14 protein-coding genes and 1 tRNA gene are annotated in these 14,874 nt (G+C 66.5%); 8 read left to right on the top strand and 7 right to left on the bottom strand.

Going from position 1 to position 14,874, the window contains the following annotated elements; all coding sequences use genetic code 11:
- Positions 1–112: 112 nt before the first annotated feature.
- Complete coding sequence (locus GLS40_RS14955) at positions 113–355, bottom strand: hypothetical protein (protein ID WP_160383552.1); 243 nt, start codon at positions 353–355, stop codon at positions 113–115.
- Positions 356–506: 151 nt separating this feature from the next.
- Here GLS40_RS14955 and GLS40_RS14950 point away from each other — a divergent pair, with 151 nt between their 5' ends.
- Complete coding sequence (locus GLS40_RS14950) at positions 507–1,241, top strand: Crp/Fnr family transcriptional regulator (RefSeq protein ID WP_160383631.1); 735 nt, start codon at positions 507–509, stop codon at positions 1,239–1,241.
- A gap of 255 nt (positions 1,242–1,496) precedes the next feature.
- Here GLS40_RS14950 and GLS40_RS18155 read toward each other — a convergent pair whose 3' ends face one another.
- Positions 1,497–1,628, bottom strand: a complete 132-nt coding sequence (locus GLS40_RS18155; protein ID WP_268892968.1) for a hypothetical protein — start codon at positions 1,626–1,628, stop codon at positions 1,497–1,499.
- A 296-nt stretch (positions 1,629–1,924) separates the two neighbouring features.
- The gene (locus tag GLS40_RS14945) at positions 1,925–2,644 is read right to left on the bottom strand and encodes a helix-turn-helix transcriptional regulator (protein ID WP_160383551.1); all 720 of its coding nucleotides are present in this window, start codon (positions 2,642–2,644) and stop codon (positions 1,925–1,927) included.
- Between the two features lie 87 nt (positions 2,645–2,731).
- On the opposite strand from GLS40_RS14945, the gene GLS40_RS14940 reads away from it, so the two are divergent.
- On the top strand, positions 2,732–3,127 hold the full coding sequence (locus tag GLS40_RS14940) for a RidA family protein (RefSeq protein WP_160383550.1): 396 nt from the start codon (positions 2,732–2,734) through the stop codon (positions 3,125–3,127).
- Between the two features lie 117 nt (positions 3,128–3,244).
- On the opposite strand, the gene GLS40_RS14935 is transcribed toward GLS40_RS14940, so the two are convergent.
- Both GLS40_RS14935 and GLS40_RS14930 read right to left on the bottom strand, forming a co-directional pair.
- The gene (locus tag GLS40_RS14935) at positions 3,245–3,634 is read right to left on the bottom strand and encodes an acyl-CoA thioesterase (RefSeq protein ID WP_160383549.1); all 390 of its coding nucleotides are present in this window, start codon (positions 3,632–3,634) and stop codon (positions 3,245–3,247) included.
- A 356-nt stretch (positions 3,635–3,990) separates the two neighbouring features.
- A tRNA-Leu gene (locus GLS40_RS14930) sits at positions 3,991–4,076 on the bottom strand.
- A gap of 161 nt (positions 4,077–4,237) precedes the next feature.
- Between GLS40_RS14930 and GLS40_RS14925 the strand changes: the two genes are divergently transcribed.
- Positions 4,238–5,221, top strand: coding sequence for a complex I NDUFA9 subunit family protein (locus GLS40_RS14925; RefSeq protein WP_160383548.1), 984 nt, complete (start codon positions 4,238–4,240; stop codon positions 5,219–5,221).
- 8 nt (positions 5,222–5,229) lie between these two features.
- Here GLS40_RS14925 and GLS40_RS14920 read toward each other — a convergent pair whose 3' ends face one another.
- On the bottom strand, positions 5,230–6,033 hold the full coding sequence (locus GLS40_RS14920) for an undecaprenyl-diphosphate phosphatase (RefSeq protein ID WP_160383547.1): 804 nt from the start codon (positions 6,031–6,033) through the stop codon (positions 5,230–5,232).
- A gap of 221 nt (positions 6,034–6,254) precedes the next feature.
- On the opposite strand from GLS40_RS14920, the gene GLS40_RS14915 reads away from it, so the two are divergent.
- The 4 genes from GLS40_RS14915 to gltB all read left to right on the top strand — a co-directional run bounded on the left by GLS40_RS14915 (position 6,255) and on the right by gltB (position 13,168).
- Complete coding sequence (locus GLS40_RS14915) at positions 6,255–7,697, top strand: NAD(P)-dependent oxidoreductase (RefSeq protein WP_160383546.1); 1,443 nt, start codon at positions 6,255–6,257, stop codon at positions 7,695–7,697.
- A gap of 88 nt (positions 7,698–7,785) precedes the next feature.
- A complete protein-coding gene (locus GLS40_RS14910; RefSeq protein WP_235905946.1) occupies positions 7,786–8,220 on the top strand; it encodes a GFA family protein in 435 nt (144 codons plus the stop codon).
- Positions 8,217–8,633 (top strand): GFA family protein, encoded by a 417-nt coding sequence (locus tag GLS40_RS14905; RefSeq protein ID WP_160383545.1) that lies wholly within the window; start codon positions 8,217–8,219, stop codon positions 8,631–8,633. The genes GLS40_RS14910 and GLS40_RS14905 overlap by 4 nt, the downstream gene beginning before the upstream one ends.
- Positions 8,630–13,168 carry a glutamate synthase large subunit gene (gene gltB / locus GLS40_RS14900; RefSeq protein WP_160383544.1) on the top strand — a complete coding sequence of 1,513 codons (4,539 nt, stop codon included), beginning with the start codon at positions 8,630–8,632 and terminating at the stop codon, positions 13,166–13,168. The genes GLS40_RS14905 and gltB overlap by 4 nt, the downstream gene beginning before the upstream one ends.
- Positions 13,169–13,383: 215 nt before the next feature.
- On the opposite strand, the gene GLS40_RS14895 is transcribed toward gltB, so the two are convergent.
- Positions 13,384–14,169, bottom strand: a complete 786-nt coding sequence (locus GLS40_RS14895) for an AraC family transcriptional regulator (protein ID WP_160383543.1) — start codon at positions 14,167–14,169, stop codon at positions 13,384–13,386.
- Positions 14,170–14,268: 99 nt separating this feature from the next.
- On the opposite strand from GLS40_RS14895, the gene GLS40_RS14890 reads away from it, so the two are divergent.
- On the top strand, positions 14,269–14,874 hold a 606-nt coding region (locus tag GLS40_RS14890; RefSeq protein WP_160383542.1), incomplete at its 3' end, for an MFS transporter.

The raw sequence follows: 14,874 nt of genomic DNA, 5'->3' as shown, positions 1-14,874 counted from the left end.
GCGTGTGACAGTTGATTTCCCTACCCCTCCAATCATCGTCGCCGGGGCCGCTTGCCGCCTGAACGGCACGGCAGCGTCATGGGTGAAACAGACCGCTCCACGATAAACTCCGTCACGCGGTGGGTCTGCGCACGGAATGGCTGCTGGCGATGATCTGGTTGATGATGGCCGCCACGGCGCGGTGGATGTCGGTGTCAGGCTCGCTGCCGACGGCCTTCTCATGGGTGGCCGCGGCGTCGCGCAGAACCCCCAGGATCTCGTGCTCGGGCAAAAGCGCGCGATCGTTCAAGGCCAGCAGAAGCGACTCGCAGATAGACAGGGCGGCCAGTCCTGCAGCATCGCTCGACGTAGACATGCGGTGTATTCCTTTCATCGCGTCGCATTCCGGCTGAAAAGCCGGCATGATGCGTTCCCCTTTCTGGCACGGAATGCTCTATGCTGGGCTGATCGAGAGCAGTCCTTTTGCCGATCTCGACATCTTCTCCGCAACCGAAAGGGAATGGGTCATGACACCGGTTGCGGCAAGCCCGCTCACGCTGAAGCTTTCGGCATTCGTGGCGCTGTCAGAGGCCGAACTTGCCGTCTTGGCGCGTCTGCACGGGCGGCGGCGGACCTTTGCCGCAGGGCGCGACATGGGTCATCAGGGACAGCCGGATCAGGCGGCTTACATCCTGTCCTCGGGCTGGGTCTGTTCCTACAAGATCCAGCCGGACGGCACGCGCCAGATTGTCGATTTCCAGGTCCCCGGCGATTTCCTGGGGCTGCGCAGCGTGCTGTTGCGCACCTCTGACCACAGTTTCGAACCGATCGGCGACATTCAGGCGGCCGAGGTCCTGACCAGCGATCTGCTTGAGGCCTTCGTACAGACCCCGCGGCTGGCGATGGCCATCCTGTGGGCGGCGTCGCGGGACGAGGCGATGGTGGTCGAACATCTGGTCGGGATCGGGCGGCGCGACGCGGATGCCCGCATGGCGCATTTCCTGCTGGAGCTGGGATCGCGGCTGGCCCTGGTGGGCATCGGCAGCAAGGAGGGCTACGACTGCCCGCTCACCCAGTACCACCTTGCCGACGCGCTTGGCCTGAGCGCGGTGCACATCAACCGCGTGTTGCGGCAGTTGCGCGAAAGCGGGCTGGTGACCTTTCGCGACGGTCGCGTGACATTTGACAACTACAGCGGGCTGGTGGATTTCGCCGAGTTCGATCCGGCCTATCTGGATCAGACCGGGCCGCTGTTGAAATGATCGAACCGTCCGCCCGTCCCTGGCAAGCCACTGGCGGACGAGAGGGGCTGGAATGTGCCCGGTCTTTTCCTGTCGCATAGCTCCGCGTACCGCCGCGTCACCCGACAAGGGTGAGGCGCGTGTACGCCAGAGGTGGAGTCACGCCAGCGCCCCGGCGTCTGGTTCGGGCCCCTGCTGGCAGGCAGGTCCGTTTCCCGTCTCCGGGGCGCCATGCGTGTCATGTCCCGGTCCGGCGATCGCCCAGGGCGCGCCGGATCAGGCTTTCTTGCCCTTCGGCTTTGTCTCGATCGTCAGACCCTTGCTGAAGGAGGGCGCGGGGATCGGTTCGGCCTTCTTCTGCTTCGGTTTCTTCTCTTCCCGGCCGCGACGGTTTTTGCCCTTCGCCATTGTGTTCTCCAAAGTCTGTGCTGTGCGTGAAAGTTTCCTGCGCCTCGGTGAGGCAGGGACCGCATGCGTCGGGGGCCATGGATTCGCGGACCCCGCAGTCGCGCATCTCTTCACGAGTATCGCCGAGGTCCGCCGCTCGAATGCTGATCCAAATCAGCGTTCCGCAAAGAGTTTATCGCCTGCCTGTCCCCGGGGCCCGACCGTCCCGGGCAAGGACGGCGGTGCCGGACAGCCTCCAAACGCCGGCCCAGGGGGTTTGCCGATGCTGCGCGACCGGCGACCGCTGGCTGCGCCGTTCAGGTCTGCAGGTCGGTATAGGGGCAGACATCGGCGTCGAACGGCACGTGCCGGCGGCGAAATGTCGTGTCGGGAACGGCCTCCGGATTGCTGATCCGGTCCATGCGGAAATGACGGAAATCCCCGCGCGCGGGATCCCAGCCGACAAGGTACCACAGGGGCGGCAGGATCAGCATGGCCTGCGGCTCGACCTGACGCCGGGTCTGGCGCCCTCTGGCATCGCGATAATCGAAGCGGATGAACTGGCGCCCGAGGAAGGCGGTTTCAAAGGCGGGCAACAGCTCCGGCACCATCCTCCCCATGTCCGACAGGTCCTGCAACGGCGACAGCTGGCCGATATGCAGGCACCCCAGAAAACTGCGCAGGTCTTTCACCTTGTCCGCGGGCAGGGCTTTTTCGATCTTGGCCAGCCCCGCATCGGCCAGCTCGGAAAATGGCAGGTTCCCCGCAGCCCGCATCGCCGCGACGCTGATGAGCAGGGCGAACACCTCGGGCACCGACAGCTTGGCCCGGGTCTGCATGGACTGCGGATCAAGCTGAAGACCGCCGCCGCGCCCGACATCGGAATGGATCACATAGCCTTCGTCCCGGAGCGCGCTGATGTCGCGCAGCACGGTCCTGCGGGAGGCGCCGACCTCTCTGGCCAGGGCGTCAACGGTCGATGTGCCGTTGCGCCGGAGCGTTCGCACGATGGCGTCATGTCTGAGTCTCACCGTCATGCCGGCACCCTAGCACAAATGGTGACACATTTTGGCACTATTTGGATCTACTCCGTTTCCAGCAACAGCAAGCAAGGAGATTGCGACATGGAACGGACAGCGGTGAACCCCTGGGACTGGTCGATCAAGCTGGGTTACAATCAGGCCGAGGTGATCGAGGGCGCGACGCGGCAGGTCATCTGCGCGGGCCAGACCGCGGTGGACGGGACCGGCGCGCCGCAGCATCCCGGGGATATGCGTGCCCAGATCGGCCTGGCGCTCGACAACCTTGAGGCTGTGTTGCAGGGCGCGGGGATGGAGCTGAGCCATGTGATCAGGCTTGGTGTCTATGCAACGGATGTGGACGAAGCGCTGAAGAATTTCGACCTGATGGGCATGCGGTTCGGCCCCCATCGGGTGGCCCCGCCGATGACCCTTCTGGGTGTCACGCGCCTTGCCATCCCCGGATTGCTGTTCGAGATCGAGGCAACAGCCGCCGCCTGAAACAACGCGGGGCGGCCGTTCGGCGGAGAGACGACCGACCGCCCCCTCGGCGCTGCTGCCCCAAACCGACTCGCGGCGCCGGCAATTCGCCCTGGCCCGGCTTGCCGGTTTCCCGCGCTAGCTTCCCTTCACCGGCCTTGGCCGGCCGGAGGCATCCAGCGCGACGAAGGTAAAGGTCGCCTCGGTCACCTGCTCGCTGCGCGCGTCGTGTCGTTCGCGCCGCCAGGCCTGGACATGAATCCGCATCGAGGTGCGCCCGATCGCCTGGATCGAGGCATAGAGAGAGACCTCGTCGCCGACCTTCACCGGGCGCAGGAACTTCATCGCATCCATGGCAATCGTGGCGCTGCGGCCCTTCGACGTCAGCGCCGCGAGGGAGCCCGCCGCCAGGTCCATCTGGCTCATCAGCCAGCCGCCAAAGATGTCGCCCGCCGGGTTGGTGTCGGCGGGCATCGCCACGGTGCGGATGACCGGCTGCTCTGCCGGAGGGCAGGGATCAGACGACATGGGGGCATGCCGAGGCAGGGGTTCGCGTGTCCATGTTCCGCCCTCTGTTCAGGTGATCGCCGCTATCAGAAGTCGAACCGATCATGCGGCCATCGGGGCATACCGTAAAGGCGGCGTTCCCCGGATCGTGCTTTTTGCGCGCGCCGGATCGGGTATCCTGCCACAAAAGCGACAGCGGCCAGGCCGCGAAGCCCGAATCGACGTTGACGCGGTCCACCGGGCGCAACGCCCAAGGGATCGCGGGCCGCCTGTCACGAGAAAGCACGAGCGTCGGGCGCTCTCGCGGTTTCAGGAAAACCTCTGCCGCGTCGTCTTTTTGCTGGAAGGAGTGCCACCTTTCGCCTTGCGAAAGGTTTTGGTGCCCAGGAGAGGACTCGAACCTCCACGGCCTTGCGGCCACTGGCACCTGAAGCCAGCGCGTCTACCATTCCGCCACCTGGGCACAGATGTCGTGGAGCAGGCGTTTATCTTTGGCTCGGGGGCGTGTCAACGGGGATTCAGCGCATTTTTCCTCTACCGCGCCGGGGCGACGGCATATCGCCTTGCCCGGGCGGGGGCGTGAGGCTAGGAACAGGGACAAGAGCTAAGTCCGGAGGGCGCACCATGTCCAAGCTTGTGACTATTTTTGGCGGTTCGGGGTTCCTCGGCCGGTATATCGCGGGACGGCTGGCCAAGGACGGCTGGCGCGTGCGCGTGGCCGTCCGCCGCCCGAACGAGGCCGGATTCGTGCGCACCTACGGCGTGGTCGGCCAGGTCGAGCCGGTGTTCTGCAACATCCGCGACGATGCCTCCGTCCGCGCGGTCACGACCGGGGCGGACGCGGTGGTGAACTGCGTCGGCACTTTCGACGCCAAGGGCCGCAACAATTTCGACGCCGTCCAGCACCTGGGGGCCGAGCGCATCGCGCGTATCGCGGCCGAACAGGGCGTCGGCACGATGGTGCATATCTCGGCCATCGGCGCGGATGCCGAGGGCGCCAGCGCATATGCCCGCACCAAGGCGGCGGGCGAGGCCGGCGTTCTGGCCCATATGCCCGGCGCCGTGATCCTGCGCCCCTCTGTCCTGTTCGGGGCCGAGGACGATTTCTTCAACCGCTTCGCCGGGATGTCCCGCATGGGCCCGATCCTGCCGCTGGTGGGCGCGGATACGAAATTCCAGCCGGTCTATGTCGACGATGTCGCCGCCGCCGCGCAGATGGCGGTGGAGGGCAAGGCGCCCGCCGGTGTCTACGAGCTGGGCGGGCCGGACGTGAACAGCTTCCGCGAGCTGATGCAGCAGATGCTGGGCGTGATCCAGCGGCGCAAGGCGCTGGTGAACATGCCGTTCTTTGTCGCCCGGCTCATGGCCTTTGGGCTGGACATGGTGCAGGCGGCGACCTTCGGGCTGGTCCATAACTCGATCCTGACCCGCGATCAGGTCAAGCAGCTGGCCAGCGACAATGTCGTGTCCGGCGGGGCCAAGGGTTTCGCCGACCTCGGGATCGACCCCGTCGCGCTGGAATCGGTGCTGCCGGATTACCTGTGGCCCTACCGCCCCTCGGGCCAGTACGCGGCGATCAAGGATTCGGCCAAGAACCTGCGGGTCTGACCCCGGGCCTAGGAATAGGCCCAGTAGAGCAGCCCGATACCCAGCACCACGCGGTAGGCGACATAGGGTGCAAAGCTGACGGTGCGCAGCAGCTTCATCATCAGCCACAGCGCCAGAAGGGCCGAGGCAAAGGCAAAGACTGCCGCGATGGCGCCTTCGTGCAGGCGCGCGGTGTCATGGTTGCGCACAAGCTCCAGCCCCAGCAGCCCCGCGCTGGCGATGATCGTCGGGATCGACATCAGCATCGACAGGCGGGCGGCATCCTCGCGGCGATAGCCCAGCTTCAGCGCGGCGGTGATCGTGATGCCCGACCGCGAGGTGCCGGGGATCAGCGCCAGGCATTGCCACAGCCCCATGATCCAGGCGTGACGCAGGGTCCAGTCCTCGGCCTGCGCGCCGGTAGAGCCGCGCCTGTCGGCCCACCACAGCACGATGCCGAAAATCAGCATCGCCCAGCCGATCACCGCGACCGATCGCATGGCCTGGTCCAGCCCCGCCCGGTGGATGGAGTAGCCGACGATCATCACCGGGATCGTGGCCACGATCAGCAGCAGGGCCAGCCGGGCGCCCGGGGTATCGGCCTTGCCGCGCACCAGCCGGCCCAGCCCTCCGGCGGCCTGCCCGACATCGCGGCGAAAGAACAGGATCACTGCGCCCAGGGTGCCCAGATGCACCGCCACGTCGATCGTCAGGCCCTGGTCAGGCGTGCCGGTCAGATAGGGCAAAAGGATGAGATGGCCCGAGGACGAGATCGGCAGGAACTCTGTCACGCCCTGAATCACGGCGAGAAGCAGAATGTGGAGCAGAGACATGCAGAAACCGTTCTGGCCGCGTTTGCCAAAGCCTTACAATGGGCTGGTAACAAGGGAAAGAATCGAATTAGGTCCGTTGCGGTACCGATTTCGACCGTTTTTTGCGGCAAGTGGGTATGTCAGGCGGTTTAAAAGCAGTTATACGTCAGCACTTCTGACTTTCATTTCTGTTTCGCTTTCCGTAAAGAGGCCGAAAGACCCTGATTCCGAAAGGCAGCGACGTGGCAAAGCAACCTATGCTGAAATTCGTAACCGTGGGCCGGGACATGCCGGAAAAGCGTGCCCCCGAACTGCGGAACAAGGATTTCGACGAGATCTACGCGGAATATGCTGCTGCCAAGGCCGAGGAGCAGTCGGCCCGCTGCAGCCAGTGCGGCGTGCCCTATTGCCAGAGCCATTGCCCTCTGCACAACAACATCCCCGACTGGCTGCGCCTGACCGCGACGCACCGGCTGGAAGAGGCCTATGCCGTCAGCCAGTCGACCAACACCTTCCCCGAGATCTGCGGCCGCATCTGCCCGCAGGACCGGCTGTGCGAAGGCAACTGCGTGATCGAGCAGTCGGGCCACGGCACCGTCACCATCGGCGCGGTCGAGAAATACATCACCGATACGGCCTGGGAAAAGGGCTGGGTCAAGCCGGTGACGCCCTCGGTCGAGCGCGACCAGTCGGTCGGCATCATCGGCGCGGGCCCGGGCGGGCTGGCCGCGGCGGACATGCTGCGCCGGGCCGGCATTCAGGTCACGGTCTATGACCGCTACGACCGCGCCGGCGGGCTGCTGACCTATGGCATCCCGGGCTTCAAGCTGGAGAAGGACGTCGTGATGCGGCGGATCGACCAGCTGGAACAGTCCGGCGTCGAATTCGTGATGAACTGCAATGTGGGCGACGATATCTCGTTCGACGCGATCCGGGGCAAACACGACGCCGTGCTCATCGCCACCGGCGTCTACAAGACCCGCGATCTGGGCGGCCCCGGCTCGGGCGCCGAGGGGATCGTGCGGGCGATCGACTATCTGACCGCTTCGAACCGGGCGTCGAACTTTGGCGATGACGTGCCCGAGTTCACCAGTGGCGAGCTGAATGCCAAGGGCAAGAAGGTCGTCGTGATCGGCGGCGGCGACACCGCGATGGACTGCGTGCGCACCGCCGTGCGGCAGGGCGCGGAGTCGGTGAAATGCCTTTACCGCCGTGACCGGGCCAACATGCCCGGCTCGCAGCGCGAGGTCGCCAATGCCGAGGAAGAGGGTGTCGAATTTGTCTGGCTTTCGGCCCCGGTCGGCTTTGCCGGCGATGCCGTGACCGGCGTCATGGTGCAGAAGATGCGCCTGGGTGCCCCCGATGCCAGCGGCCGCCAGAGCCCCGAGGTGATCGAGGGCAGCGATTATGTCGAAGACGCCGACCTGGTGATCAAGGCGCTTGGCTTCGAACCCGAGGACCTGCCCAAGCTGTGGGACACCGACGGGCTGGAAGTCACCCGCTGGGGCACCGTCAGGGCCGAATTCGGCAGCGGCAAGACCAGCCTCGACGGGGTCTATGCCGTGGGCGACATCGTGCGCGGGGCCAGCCTGGTTGTCTGGGCGATCCGCGACGGGCGCGACAGCGCGGCGGCGATCCTCGACTACCTCGACGGCGGCGCGGCCAAGGCTGTCGCGGCCGAGTGAGGCACGGAGTTCCGGGCCTGGCCGGGAGGGACCGGCAGGCCCGCGCGGACGGGTCAGGGACGCTGACCCGACATCAGGAGCAAGAGCCATGACCGACAAAACGGGTCAATGCATGTGCGGGGCGGTCGAATTCACCGCCGCCAACGCGCCCGATAGATTTGGCGCCTGCCATTGCGAAATGTGCCGCCGGTGGTCCGGGTCGGCCTTCCTGGGCTTCAGCGTCCAGGCATCCGACGTCACCTGGAAGGGCGAGGCGCATATCCGCACGCTGCAAAGCTCGGACTGGGCGGAACGCGCGTGGTGCGGGCGCTGCGGCAGCGGGCTCTACTACCGCCTGACGGGCGAGGACGGGCCGGGCGCGGGGTCGATGCAGATCCCGCTGGGGCTGCTGGACGACTCCGCCGGCATGACATTCGCATCCGAAATCTTCATCGACCACAAGCCCGCGGGCTTTGCCTATGCCGGCGAGCGCCCCACGCTGACGCGGGCGGAGGTGATGGCGAAATACGGGGTCGATCTGTGATCGAGGGGCGCTGCCTCTGCGGTGCGGTTCAGGTGCGCGCCGAACGGCTGTCAGACGGCATGTCCGCCTGTTTCTGCACCAATTGCACACGCTGGGGCGGTGGCCTTCAGCTTGCGCTCAAATCCCTCGGCGGGGTCGAGGTGACCGGCCCGGTCAAGGTCTACCGCGCCGTGCCCTTTGCCGAACGCGCCTGGTGCGACACCTGCGGCTCGTCGCTCTGGCTCAAGGATGACGACGGGCCCCATGAATTCTGCCCCGGCCTGTTCCCGAACGCCGCCGGGGCCGGGCTGAGCCATATCGTCTATGCCGACCGGATGCCGGATGGCCTGGACTTTGCCAATGTGACCGACCGCGTGAGCGCGGCGGAATACGAAAGAGACAACCCATTTGTCCCTGAAGGAGACATGCCATGACCACTTACGATGAAAACTGGGTCCGTGAGCAGGAAACCAAGCGCAAGTGGATGGCCGAAAACGGCATGTTCTCGTTCGAGGACGAGAAATCGTCCTGCGGTGTCGGCCTGGTGGTGTCCATCGACGGCAAGAAAAGCCGCAAGGTGGTCGAAAGCGGCATCGCCGCGCTCAAGGCGATCTGGCACCGCGGCGCGGTGGATGCCGATGGCAAGACCGGCGACGGCGCGGGCATCCACGTGCAGATCCCTGCCCCCTTCTTCTATGACCAGATCAAGCGCACCGGGCACGAGCCGCGCACCGACGAGCTGATGGCCGTCGGCCAGGTCTTCCTGCCCCGCACCGATTTCGGCGCGCAGGAAACCTGCCGGACCATCGTCGAGGCCGAAGTGCTGCGGATGGGCTATTACATCTACGGTTGGCGTCACGTGCCGGTGAACGTCTCGTGCCTGGGCGACAAGGCCAACGCCACCCGCCCCGAGATCGAGCAGATCCTGATCAGCAACTCCAAGGGCGTGGACGAGGAACAGTTCGAGCGCGAGCTCTACGTCATCCGCCGCCGGATCGAAAAGGCCGCGCTGGCCGCGCAGGTGGGGCATCTCTACCTTGCCTCGCTGTCGTGCCGGTCGATCATCTACAAGGGCATGATGCTGGCCGAGCAGGTGGCCGACTTCTACCCCGACCTGCAGGACGAGCGGTTCGAGAGCGCATTTGCGATCTACCACCAGCGCTATTCCACCAACACCTTTCCGCAGTGGTGGCTGGCGCAGCCGTTCCGCATGCTGGCCCATAACGGCGAGATCAACACGCTGAAGGGCAACGTCAACTGGATGAAGAGCCACGAGATCCGCATGGCCTCTTCGACCTTTGGCGACCTGGCCGAGGACATCAAGCCGATCATCCCCGGCGGCTCGTCCGACTCGGCGGCGCTGGACGCGGTGTTCGAGGTGTTGGTGCGTGCCGGCCGCTCGGCCCCGATGGCCAAGACGATGCTGGTGCCGGAATCCTGGTCCAAGCAGGCGACCGAGCTGCCGCAGGCCTGGCGCGACATGTATTCCTACTGCAACGGCGTGATGGAGCCCTGGGACGGCCCCGCCGCCCTGGCGATGACCGATGGCCGCTGGGTCTGCGGCGGGCTGGACCGCAACGGCCTGCGTCCGATGCGCTATGTGGTGACGGGTGACGGCCTGCTGATCGCGGGGTCCGAGGCCGGCATGGTGCCCTCGAACGAGGCCACAGTGCGCGAAAAGGGCGCGCTTGGCCCGGGGCAGATGATCGCCGTGGATACCAAGAAGGGCAAGCTCTACCACGACACCGAGATCAAGAACAAACTCTCGGCCGCGCTGCCGTTTGGCGAATGGGTCGGCAAGATCAAGGACCTGGACGACGTGCTGGGCAATGTGGCCGAGGCGCCCCTGTATGAAGGTGCCGAGCTGCGCACCCGTCAGATCGCGGCCGGCTACACGATGGAAGAGCTGGAACAGGTGCTGGCCCCGATGGCCGAGGACGGCAAGGAAAACCTGGCCTCGATGGGCGATGACACGCCGTCGGCGGTGCTGTCGAACAAGTACCGGCCGCTGTCGCATTTCTTCCGCCAGAACTTCAGCCAGGTGACCAACCCGCCGATCGACTCGCTGCGGGAATACCGGGTGATGTCGCTGAAGACGCGGTTCGGCAACCTCAAGAACGTGCTGGATGAATCCAGCGCCCAGACCGAGATCCTGGTGCTGGAGACGCCGTTCGTGGCCAACCAGCAGTTCGAAGAGCTCAAGCAGCATTTCAACGCCAACCTGGTGGAAATCGACTGCACCTTCCCGGTCACCGATGACGAGGACGCCCTGCGCAAGGGGCTGGAGCGGATCCGGGCCGAGGCCGAGGATGCCGTGCGTTCGGGCGGCGGGCATATCGTGCTGACCGACCAGCATCAGAGCGCCGACAAGGTCGCGATGCCGATGATCCTGGCCACCAGCGCGGTGCACAGCTGGCTGACCAAGAAGGGCCTGCGGACGTTCTGCTCGCTTGGCGTGCGCGCGGCGGAATGCGTCGATCCGCATTACTTCGCCGTGCTGATCGGCTGCGGCGCGACCATCGTGAACCCCTACCTGGCCGAGGACAGCATCGCCGACCGAATCCGGCGCGGCCTGCTGGACGGCACCCTGACCGAGAACATGGCGCGCTACCGCGAGGCCATCGACCAGGGCATGCTCAAGATCATGGCCAAGATGGGTATCTCGGTCGTGTCGTCCTATCGCGGCGGCATGAACTTCGAGGCCGTGGGCCTGAGCCGCGCCATGTGCGCCGATTATTTCCCCGGCATGACCAGCCGGATCAGCGGGATCGGCGTCAGCGGCATCCAGAAGAAGATGGAAGAGGTCCATGCCCGCGGCTGGACCGCCGGGCAGGACGTGCTGCCCATCGGGGGCTTCTACAAGGCGCGCAAGTCGGGCGAGACCCACGCCTGGGAAGCGCAGACGATGCATATGATGCAGGCCGCCTGCAACCGGGCGTCCTATGAGCTGTGGAAACAGTATTCGGCGCGGATGCAGGCCAACCCGCCGATCCACCTGCGCGACCTGCTGGCGATCAAGCCGCTTGGCAAGGCGGTTCCGATCGAAGAGGTCGAAAGCATCACCTCGATCCGCAAACGCTTTGTCACGCCGGGCATGTCGCTGGGCGCGCTCTCGCCCGAGGCGCACAAGACGCTGAACGTCGCGATGAACCGGATCGGCGCCAAGTCGGATTCCGGCGAGGGCGGCGAGGATCCGGCACATTTCGTGCCCGAGCCCAACGGCGACAACCCCTCGGCCAAGATCAAGCAGGTGGCCTCGGGCCGGTTCGGCGTCACCGCCGAATACCTCAACCAGTGCGAAGAGCTGGAGATCAAGGTTGCCCAGGGCGCCAAGCCCGGCGAGGGCGGCCAGCTGCCCGGCATGAAGGTCACCGACTTGATCGCCCGGCTGCGGCATTCGACCAAGGGCGTGACGCTGATCTCGCCCCCGCCGCACCACGATATCTATTCGATCGAGGATCTGGCGCAGCTGATCTATGACCTGAAACAGATCAACCCGACGGTGAAGGTGACCGTGAAACTGGTCGCCTCTTCGGGCGTGGGCACCATCGCGGCGGGCGTGGCCAAGGCCAAGGCCGACATCATCCTGATCTCGGGCCACAACGGCGGCACCGGGGCGTCGCCTGCGACCTCGATCAAGTTCGCCGGCCTGCCGTGGGAAATGGGGCTGACCGAGGCGCACCAGGTTCTGGCGATGAACAACCTGCGCAGCCGCGTGACCCTGCGGACCGACGGCGGGCTGCGCACCGGGCGCGATATCGTCATGGCGGCGATGATGGGGGCCGAGGAATACGGCATCGGCACCGCCGCGCTGATTGCCATGGGCTGCATCATGGTGCGCCAGTGCCAGTCCAACACCTGCCCGGTGGGCGTGTGCACCCAGGACGACAGCCTGCGGGCCAAGTTCACCGGCAATGCGGACAAGGTGGTGAACCTCATCACCTTCTACGCGACCGAGGTGCGCGAGATCCTCGCCTCCATCGGCGCCCGTTCGCTGGACGACGTGATCGGCCGGGCCGACCTGCTGAGCCAGGTCAGCCGTGGCGCGGATCACCTGGACGACCTGGACCTGAACCCGCTGCTGATCACCGTCGATGGCGCGCATAACATCGTCTACAACCGCGACAAGGACCGCAACGCGGTGCCCGACACGCTGGACGCCGAAATCGTGCGCGACGCGATGCGGTTCCTGCGCGATGGCGAGAAGATGCAGCTGTCCTATGCGGTGCAGAACACGCACCGGACGGTGGGCACGCGGACCTCGTCGCATATCGTGCAGAAGTTCGGGATGCGCAACGCGCTGCAGCCGGATCACCTGACCGTCAAGCTGACCGGATCGGCCGGGCAGTCGCTGGGGGCCTTTGCCGCCCCGGGGCTGAAGCTGGAGGTGTCGGGCGAGGCCAACGACTATGTCGGCAAGGGCCTGTCGGGCGGCACCATCGTGGTGCGCCCGCCGATGTCCTCGCCGCTGGTGGCGGATCACAACACGATCATCGGCAACACCGTGCTTTACGGCGCGACCGACGGCTACCTGTTTGCCGCCGGCCGGGCGGGCGAGCGCTTTGCGGTGCGCAACTCCGGCGCCAAGGTGGTGATCGAGGGCTGCGGCTCGAACGGCTGCGAATACATGACCGGCGGCATCGCGGTGATCCTGGGCTCCATCGGCGCCAACTTCGGGGCCGGGATGACGGGCGGCATGGCCTATCTCTACGATCCCGACGGCACCGTGGGCGACATGATGAACATGGAGACGCTGGTGACCTGCAAGGTGACGGTGGATCACTGGGTCCAGCAGCTGGAGGGGCTGGTCAAGCGGCACCTGGCCGAGACCGGCAGCCGCAAGGCCGCCGATATCCTGCAGCACTGGGATGTGGAACTGGGCCATTTCATCCAGGTCTGCCCGAAGGAGATGCTGGTGCATCTGCCCTACCCGCTGGAGCTGGAAGACAAGGCGATGCCCGCCGAGTGATCGCGGCGCGCCCCGCAGCTGCGCAGTGCCGTTTCCAGGCCATGCCCTCTCCCCCCCAGGGGGAGGGGGCTTTTTCTGGCTGATGGGGGGCGCGCTATCCTTCGGTGGCTGCCTGCGGCGGCGGGGGGAGGGGGGCTGTCTGCCCCCCTCTGCCGCGCTGCGCGCGCCATTCACCCCCCGAGGATATTTCCGGCCAGAGGAAGACCGGGGCCGGGTCAGGTGGCGGTGGTGCGCTGGTAGTCGCGCGGGGTGCGGCCCAGCATGCGGCGGAACATGGTGGTGAAGGCGGCGGGGCTGTCGTAGCCGAGGTCGAGCGCCACCGCGGTGACGCGCTCGCCCGCGACGAGGCGGGGGAGGGCGGCGAAGACGCAGGCCTGCTGGCGCCATTGTTCCACCGGGAGGCCGGTTTCGGCGCGGAAATGGCGCGTGAGGCTGCGCCGGCTCATGCCTGCGCGCGTGGCCCAGTCATCGAGCGGGGCGCGGGCATCGGGCGCGGCGAGGAACTGCTGGCAAAGGCGCAGCAGCGACCGGGTGCCTGGCAGGGGCAGGGCGAGGGGCTGTTCCGGCAGGCGCGGCAGTTCGTGCAGCAGGAAGTCGGCCAGCCGGTCGGCGCGGGGGCCGGTTTCGCCTGACTCGGCGATGGCGACCGCTTCGACCACCAGGGCGCGGACCAGCGGGGTCATGCCCAGCACGCGCGGTTCGGCAGGGGCGCCGGGCATGGCGTCGGGACGCAGGTAGAGCGAGCGCATGCGCACGGGGGCCAGGGTGCCGACGGAATGTTCGCTGCCCGCCGGGATCCAGACCGCGTGTTCCGGCGGGACGATCCAGTGCCCGGCCACGGTGCTGACCCGCAGCACGCCCGAGATGGCATGCATCAGCTGGTGCCGGTCATGGCTGTGCGGCGGCACGCGGCTGCGCGCGGGATAGTCGGTTCCGGCGGCGAAGATCACCCCGCTGGCGCGGGCCACGCGGTCGATGCGGGACTGGATGGTTTCCGTCATCGTGCTGCTCGCATTTGGCCCGATCGCAAAGATAATTGACCGAACCACGAAAGCGCGCCGGGGGCAAGGCGGCTAGATCTGCCGCTGAAGGAGACTGCCATGACCGACACCACACTTGCCCCGGCCCGCCCGGCGGCGGATCCGGACAGCCGCGCCCATGTCGCCATCCTGCTGGCGGTGAGCCTGTGCCACATGCTGAACGACGTGATGCAGTCGCTGCTGGCGGCGATCTACCCGATGCTCAAGGCGGAATTCGCGCTGGATTTCTGGCAGATCGGGCTGCTGACGATGGTGTTCCAGGTCACCGCCTCGCTGCTGCAGCCGGTTGTCGGGCTGGTGACGGACCGCAGGCCGATGCCCTGGTCGCTGCCGCTGGCCATGGGGTCGACCCTGGCGGGGCTGCTGGTGCTGGCCGTGGCGCCGGTCTATGGCCTGCTGATCTGCGGGGCGGGGATGATCGGCATCGGCTCGGCCGTGTTCCACCCCGAGGCCTCGCGCGTGGCGCGGGCGGCGGCGGGCGGGCGGTTCGGCACGGCGCAATCGGTGTTCCAGGTGGGCGGCAATTTCGGCTCGGCCGCCGGGCCGCTGCTGGCGGCATTTGTGGTGCTGCCACTCGGCCGGGGCAGCGTGGCTTGGTTCGCCCTGGTGGCGCTGGCGGCGATGCTGATCCTGACCGCCGTGAGCCGCTGGCACAGCCGGGCCCAG

The sequence above is a fragment of the Pseudooceanicola pacificus genome, assembly GCF_009789075.1.
Taxonomy (GTDB): domain Bacteria; phylum Pseudomonadota; class Alphaproteobacteria; order Rhodobacterales; family Rhodobacteraceae; genus Pseudooceanicola; species Pseudooceanicola pacificus.
Note: the sequence above shows the minus strand (reverse complement) of the source record. Positions and strands in the feature narration are given on the sequence as shown.

Excerpts from the sequence above, each read along its gene's own strand:
- GLS40_RS14910 (WP_235905946.1), top strand. The coding sequence starts at position 7,786 with ATGACCGACAAAACGGGTCAATGCATGTGCGGGGCGGTCGAATTCACC.
- GLS40_RS14940 (WP_160383550.1), top strand. The coding sequence starts at position 2,732 with ATGGAACGGACAGCGGTGAACCCCTGGGACTGGTCGATCAAGCTGGGT.
- GLS40_RS14935 (WP_160383549.1), bottom strand. The coding sequence starts at position 3,634 with ATGTCGTCTGATCCCTGCCCTCCGGCAGAGCAGCCGGTCATCCGCACC.
- GLS40_RS14945 (WP_160383551.1), bottom strand. The coding sequence starts at position 2,644 with ATGACGGTGAGACTCAGACATGACGCCATCGTGCGAACGCTCCGGCGC.
- GLS40_RS14955 (WP_160383552.1), bottom strand. The coding sequence starts at position 355 with ATGTCTACGTCGAGCGATGCTGCAGGACTGGCCGCCCTGTCTATCTGC.
- GLS40_RS14950 (WP_160383631.1), top strand. The coding sequence starts at position 507 with ATGACACCGGTTGCGGCAAGCCCGCTCACGCTGAAGCTTTCGGCATTC.
- gltB (WP_160383544.1), top strand. The coding sequence starts at position 8,630 with ATGACCACTTACGATGAAAACTGGGTCCGTGAGCAGGAAACCAAGCGC.
- GLS40_RS14895 (WP_160383543.1), bottom strand. The coding sequence starts at position 14,169 with ATGACGGAAACCATCCAGTCCCGCATCGACCGCGTGGCCCGCGCCAGC.
- GLS40_RS18155 (WP_268892968.1), bottom strand. The coding sequence starts at position 1,628 with ATGGCGAAGGGCAAAAACCGTCGCGGCCGGGAAGAGAAGAAACCGAAG.
- GLS40_RS14925 (WP_160383548.1), top strand. The coding sequence starts at position 4,238 with ATGTCCAAGCTTGTGACTATTTTTGGCGGTTCGGGGTTCCTCGGCCGG.
- GLS40_RS14920 (WP_160383547.1), bottom strand. The coding sequence starts at position 6,033 with ATGTCTCTGCTCCACATTCTGCTTCTCGCCGTGATTCAGGGCGTGACA.